The following is a 6290-nucleotide window of genomic DNA, read 5'->3' as shown; positions in this document are numbered from 1 at the left end:
CCTTTCTATCGGGGCGGTCAGCGCGCCAGGTCTGTTGTGACTGCCTCAGTCGCCGTGTCGGCCACCGCTGCGGTGACACCCATCTAGGTGGACCGCTAAACCCCGTCAACACCAAAATTACAGTTTTTGGGCAATGCGGTTGAAATGCGCCTCAACGGGCCCCCTGCCCCATCCTGCCCGCATTTCCTTTACCGACCTGATCCTGGCCAGGGTTGTCGCGCAGAACGCGGCAGCGGCGACGGGTGTCCCCGTCGCCGCATGCGCGTCAGAACTTCGCTTCGACGCTCATCGTGAACGAGCGCCCCCGAGGATCCGCGATGCGAGGCTCCCACGATCCGCCCGCGCCCGTGTTGCCGTCATAGGTAACGGCGAATGGCGGATCGGTGTCGAACAGGTTGCGCACACCCGCAGTGATCTTGAACCCCGGCAGCGCAATATAGCTGACCGAGGCGTTGTAGATGATGTAATCCTTCACGAACGCATTGTATTCGGGTCGCGTGACCGTGCCCGCTGCGATCCCCGGCAGTGCGAAGTTTTTGTAACCCTTGCGGAATATCTGCGTGAGCGACAGCACAACCTTGTCGTTGGCATAGTTGATGAACGCATTGTGCTTCCAGCGCACGCCGAGATCGCCGGCAAAGGTGAACACGCCGATCAGGCTACCGCTATAGGGCGATGTCGGGGTCAGCTTCTCGCGTTTCTTGAGCAGCAACGTGCCGTCGATCCCGGTCGACAGCACGCCACCCAGCGCCTCGACCCCGCCGCGAGCCGCGACTTCGAGGCCTTGCGTGCGGCGCGAGCCGGCGTTGATGACACGATCGTCGATACCGATGATCGTGTTGCTGCCATCCCGGATAAAGCGATCCTCGAACAGCGCAGCGCTATCAATCAGTTGTCGCAGCGAGAGCGTCTGGATCGTGTCGTCGACATCGATCTTCCACCAGTCCACCGACGCGCTGAACCGCGGCCCCGGCTGGATCACCACGCCGGCACTGAACTGCTTCGCCGTCTCCGGTCCGAGCTGCAGATTGCCACCCGTGGCGATCTCCGGACGGATCAGCGCACAGGCTGGATTGTTGCTGTTGGGCACGCCGCCCGGACAGGCGACGGGGTCGGCGAGATCGCTGCCCGAATAGGGAGAGAGCGTCACGCCGTTGAAGATCTGGTTGAACGCGGGAACCCGGAATCCGGTGTTGTAGGATCCGCGGAACATCAGCGGTTCCCACGGACGGAACTTGATCGATACCTTGGGATTGGTCGTCGTGCCGAAGCCGGTATAATCGTCGACGCGCACCGCACCGGTCACCTCGAGCCCCGGCAGGATCGGTACCAGCATCTCGGCATAAGCCGCCTTCACCGTGCGCTCTTTCTGGCGCAACGCGTTGACGTTGTCGAATGCCGCCAGGAAGATTACCGGAGCGGTTGCCGCTGCCGCATCGGAGCCGTTGAAACTATAGGTCTCGCGCCGGTAATCGACGCCCGCGGCAAGCTGCACGGAGCGGTCGCCCCAAAGGCGCACGAGTGGGCCGGCGATCGAATAATCGAACTGCTTCACCTCATATTGCCCGCCGTACAGCGTCTGGCCGAAGGCCGACACGGCCTGCAATCCGGCGATCGCCGCATCGCTTTGGGTCAGACTGAAAGGGTTGAGGATACCCGCGTTGATGAGGCCGGCGAGGCCCGGTCCCGCCGCGCCCGCCGCGGTCGGTGCCGCCGGATCGTAAGCGCCGCTGGCCAATGTCCCGCGATAGAAATAGCCGCTGCCGAGCACCGACGCCGCCTCGCTGCGGGCATAGGACGCCCCGGCGCGATAATCCCATGCCGTCCACAACGGCCCCTCCATCGCCGCGGCGACGCGCAGCGTCTTGGTCTCCGTCTTGTACTCGCGCGGACCACAGGCGACGCAACGCCAGCGGAAAGCGATCGGCTTGCCATAATTTCCGGCGACGCCCGGGAATTGCGCCGCGATCGCGTTGTAGACCGCATTGTACGACGACGCCGTCAACGCGTTCAGCGGATAGGCGACCTGGAAATTCGACGTATTGCTCGACACCTGCGCATTCGAAAAGCTCTTCGCGGACTTGGCGTCCGATCCCGTCACCTCGAGCGACAGTTCGTGCTCCTGCGCGATCCGCACCACGCCGCGGGCGTAGTAGGTCAGCGTCTGGATCGGTTGCTGGATCACCGCGGCCCGGCCCGTATCCCATGCACAGGCGTAGCGGGCGCTGGGCGCATTCCACAGCGCGGCGTCATAGGCCATGCCGCCGTCCATCGTCTCGCACCCTGCCCCACCCGGCAGGTTGAGAACGTTGATCCCACCCGCTCCATAAGTGGTGGTGGTGCCCGGCACCTGAAGCCCAGTCAGCGGCGCGACATTGGTGGCCCCGCCCGCACCCAGCGTGCCCGTCGTGCCGCCGAGCAGCGTACCGATCTGGCCTGCCGGCCCACGCGGCAGGAAAGTCCCATTGTTCAACGCGAATGCAGTGGCGATCGGGGTGCCGCGCGTATCGATCGACAGACCGCGATTGGGCTGGTTGCCGTTGACGAAGTCGCGATCCGCGCCGCGCAGGATCTCGTTCCAGCTATAGCTGACCGCCCCCATCACGTTGAAGCCCTGTTCGGCCAGATCGCCATAGCCGGCGACGCCGGACAGCCGATAGATATTGCCGCCGCCCGCTTCGGTGATGTCGTTGAAGGCCTGAAGCCCGAGGCCCTTGTAATCCTTGCGCGTGATGAAGTTGATGACGCCGCCGATCGCATCGGTGCCATAGATCGCCGATGCGCCATCCTTCAGCACCTCGACCCGCTCGATCGCGGCGAAGGGGATCTGGTTGACGTCGACTGCCGATCCGGACAGCCCGTGCGCCGCGACGCGGCGGCCGTTGAGCAGCACCAGTGTCGCCGCCGCGCCCTGCCCGCGCAGATTTGCCGCCGACAGGCCGTTGGTGCCGCGCTGCGCACCGCTGGTAACGTCGGCGTTCGACGCGAGATTGTCCGCGCCGCTGCCGTTGGTCGTCAGGAAGGCGATCAGCTGTTCGGGATTGCTGATGCCGTTGCGGGTCAATTCCTGATTGGTGATGATCTGCAACGGCAGCGCGCTGTTGTTCGGATCCTGCTTGATCCGCGATCCCGTGACCAGAATGTCGCCATCCGCGGCCTTGACGTTGGTCAGGCCCGCGCCCGTATCCGGCGTAGCGGCGCCGGTCGGTGTCGCGGCATCGGGGGTCGTCGTCTGCGGATCGACGACCTGTGCGCTTGCATACCCCACGCTGGCGCACGCCATTGCCAGCACGCTGCCGCTCACCAGAATCCGACGCAAACCACTGCTCGCCATGTATTTTTGCCCCCTGCAACCGTCCCCCGACGGCGTTGCCACGAATTAGCAACGAAAATGTCATGAAACGCCAGCGAGAATCGCGGCGGCGCACCAATTTATGCCCAGCGTGGCCACGGAGCGACAGATCGTCTCGCCATGGACCACGGAGGGACCTCGGTTGCCGGCCACCGGAGTCGAATGGCCGGGACGGATTTCGGGGAAGGAATGTCGCAACCGATGTCTTCAGGCACGGGCCTCAATCGGCAGGACAGCCGCGCGCCGGACGATGCGCCAGCGCCCGGCCCGCCGCCGCGCCGGTCGGACGGCCGGCGTCGACGGCGATCCTGCCGTTGACGACCACCGTCCGCACGCCCACCGCGAATTGCTCCGGCCGCTCGTAGGTGGCGCGGGCCGCGAACCGGCGCGGATCGAACACCACGACATCGGCGAACGCGCCCGTGCGCAACCGGCCGCGATCGACCAGCCCGAAGGTTTGCGCGGTCGACCTGCCGCTGCGTTCGATGAACGACCGCAGCGACACCACGCGATCCTGCACCACGTATTTCGCATATTTGCGTGCGAAGGTGCCGTACACGCGCGGATGCCCGGTCGAGGCGTCCGATCCGGTCATCACCCATGGCTGGCTCATGAAGGTCGCGATGTCCCCCTCGCTCTGGTTGAACGACGCGACGGCAGGATCGGCGATCCGGATCGTCGCGATCGCCGCCGCCGCCGCATCCAGCCCCCGCGCCTCCGCCACCGTCGCCAGCGTTCGTCCCTTTTCCGCGCCCTCGGTGATCAGCAGCGCCGCCGGACCGCCGCGCTTGCGCAGGTTCTCGGATATGTCCGCGCGCAGCCGCGCCGCCACGCCCGCATCGTCGAAGCGCGCCAGCAGCGCCGTCCGGCCGCCATCCTGCGCCCACAGCGGCACCAGCGCGGCGACCAGACTGGTGCCCGATGCGCTCCACGGATATTGGTCGGCGGTCACCTCCTGTCCGCGCGCGCGCGCCGCCGCCACCTGGGCGACGATCGCCGGCGCGCGGCCCTGAACGTCGACCCCGAGTGCCTTGATATGGCTGATATGCACCGGCAGGCCGGCATCGCGGCCGATCCGGATCGCCTCGTCGATCGCGGCGGCGAGGCCGATCGTATAGCTCGATTCGTCGCGGATATGGCTGTCGTACACGCCGCCGCGCGTCGCCGCCTCACGCGCCAGCGCCACGACTTCGTCGGTGGTGGCGAAGCTTTGCGGGGCGTAGAACAGCCCGGTCGACAGCCCCAATGCGCCGCCGCACATGCCGCGCGCGACCAGCGATCGCATCCGTCCGAGTTCCCCCGCGGTCGGCGGGCGCCGCGCAGCACCGACGACAGCGCTGCGTACGGCACCGAAACCGACATAGGCAGCATAGTTGATCCCGACCGGCGCCGTCTTTGCACGGGCCAGCACCGCCGCCACGTCCGGGTCGCCGCCGCCGTCGTTGCCGACGAACGCGGTCGTCACGCCCTGCATCAGGAACGGCAGCACCAGCCGCGTGCGCGCATCGGCGCTCGCAAGCATTCCCTCGGCATGCGTGTGCGGATCGATGAAACCGGGTGCGACGATCATGCCCCGCGCCACGATCGTCCGGTTCGCCGCCATCGACCGGCCCCGACCGACGTAGACGATGCGGTCGCCGCGGATGCCGACGTCGCCGACGAACGGCGCGTCCGATCCGGTGAAGACGGTGCCGCCGCGGATCAGCAGGTCGACCCGCTCCGGCGCGGCACCCGGCATGGTCAGCGCGATCAGTGCGGCAACGCGCCTCATCGTCCCGCCGCCAGTCGTTCCTCGGTCGCGCTATAGGCGGATCGCACGCCAGGCGCTGCCGGCACGTCGGTCGCGATATAGGCGACGCCGGTGCCGGATCCCGGATCGATCCACAGCCCGGACCGCAAGCCATAAGCCTCGCCGGCATGCCCCAGCCGCTGTCCGCCATCACCGAACGGATCGTCGCGACAGCCCGGCTCCGGCGTTGCCAGAAACGCCACCGCCAGCCCGTAGCGACAGGTGAAGCCATCCTCGCCGCCACCGTTGCGTCCATCCGACCGCCATAGGGGCTTTTGCAGCAGCGCCACCGATCGCGGCGTCAGCAGCCGGACGCCATCGACCCGTCCCTGCCCCAGCAGCAGGCGTCCGATCGTCGCCAGACCCTGCGCCGAGATCCGCAATCCTCCCTGCGGCGAGAATGTCGCTCCGTTGCGCCCCGCTCGCCAGCTGGCGAGATCGCACGACCCGTCGCGCGCGGGCGTCACCGGACAGGCGGTGGCCGCATCCATGTCCTTCACCGGCACCCCGTCGCGGTACAGCACGGCCGCACGCGCCCGCGTCCCCGGAGCGCATGCTGCCCAGTTGAAACAGGCATCCAGCTTCAGCGGCGCCAGCACCAGCCGATCCATCAAACGGTCGAACCGCTCCCCCGTCGCGCGTTCCATGACGGCCGCGATCACGGGAAAGTTGAAGTTGGTGTAGCGGAACCACGTTCCCGGCGCATGGTCGACACCCCACGCCGCCGGATCGGCGAGCACCGCTCGCATGTCGGCATCCAGCGGCAGGACATAATCGATCCGGTCGGTCAGGCTGGACCGGTGCGACAGCAGCAGCCGCAGCGTGATCGGCACGTCCGGAAAGGCCGGGTTGCGCAACCGCCAGCCAAGCAGGCCGGATACGTCGGCATCGAGGTTCAGCCGCTTCGCCTCGACCAGCCGCAGCACGCCGATCGCGGTCACCAGCTTCGAAATCGACGCGACCCGCACCGGATCGTCCGCCCGCATCCGCCGCCCGGCGGCGATGTCCGCCATACCGGACGCCGTGGTCGAGACGATACCGGCACGGTCGAACGTCACGCGCGCGGTGGCGACCGGCTGAACGGCGGCGGCGGCGGCTAGGAGCGTCAGCATGGCAGTTCCCGTCGTTTCGTCACAAGGAACCACGGAT

3 protein-coding genes are annotated in these 6290 nt (G+C 67.2%); all 3 read right to left on the bottom strand.

Annotated features, from left to right (window positions below; all coding sequences use genetic code 11):
- Positions 1–265 precede the first annotated feature (265 nt).
- Positions 266–3334 carry a TonB-dependent receptor domain-containing protein gene (locus LRA87_RS16215; protein ID WP_230781620.1) on the bottom strand — a complete coding sequence of 1023 codons (3069 nt, stop codon included), beginning with the start codon at positions 3332–3334 and terminating at the stop codon, positions 266–268.
- Positions 3335–3572: 238 nt separating this feature from the next.
- Positions 3573–5123, bottom strand: a complete 1551-nt coding sequence (locus LRA87_RS16210; protein WP_230781619.1) for an N-acyl-D-amino-acid deacylase family protein — start codon at positions 5121–5123, stop codon at positions 3573–3575.
- Positions 5120–6253: a serine hydrolase domain-containing protein gene (locus LRA87_RS16205; RefSeq protein ID WP_230781618.1), complete on the bottom strand. Its 1134-nt coding sequence runs from the start codon at positions 6251–6253 to the stop codon at positions 5120–5122. The genes LRA87_RS16210 and LRA87_RS16205 overlap by 4 nt, the downstream gene beginning before the upstream one ends.
- Between the last annotated feature and the right edge of the window lie 37 nt (positions 6254–6290).

The organism is Sphingomonas sp. Leaf37, from assembly GCF_920939475.1.
Lineage (GTDB): Bacteria > Pseudomonadota > Alphaproteobacteria > Sphingomonadales > Sphingomonadaceae > Sphingomonas.
This window is presented reverse-complemented; position numbering and strand designations above follow the sequence as displayed.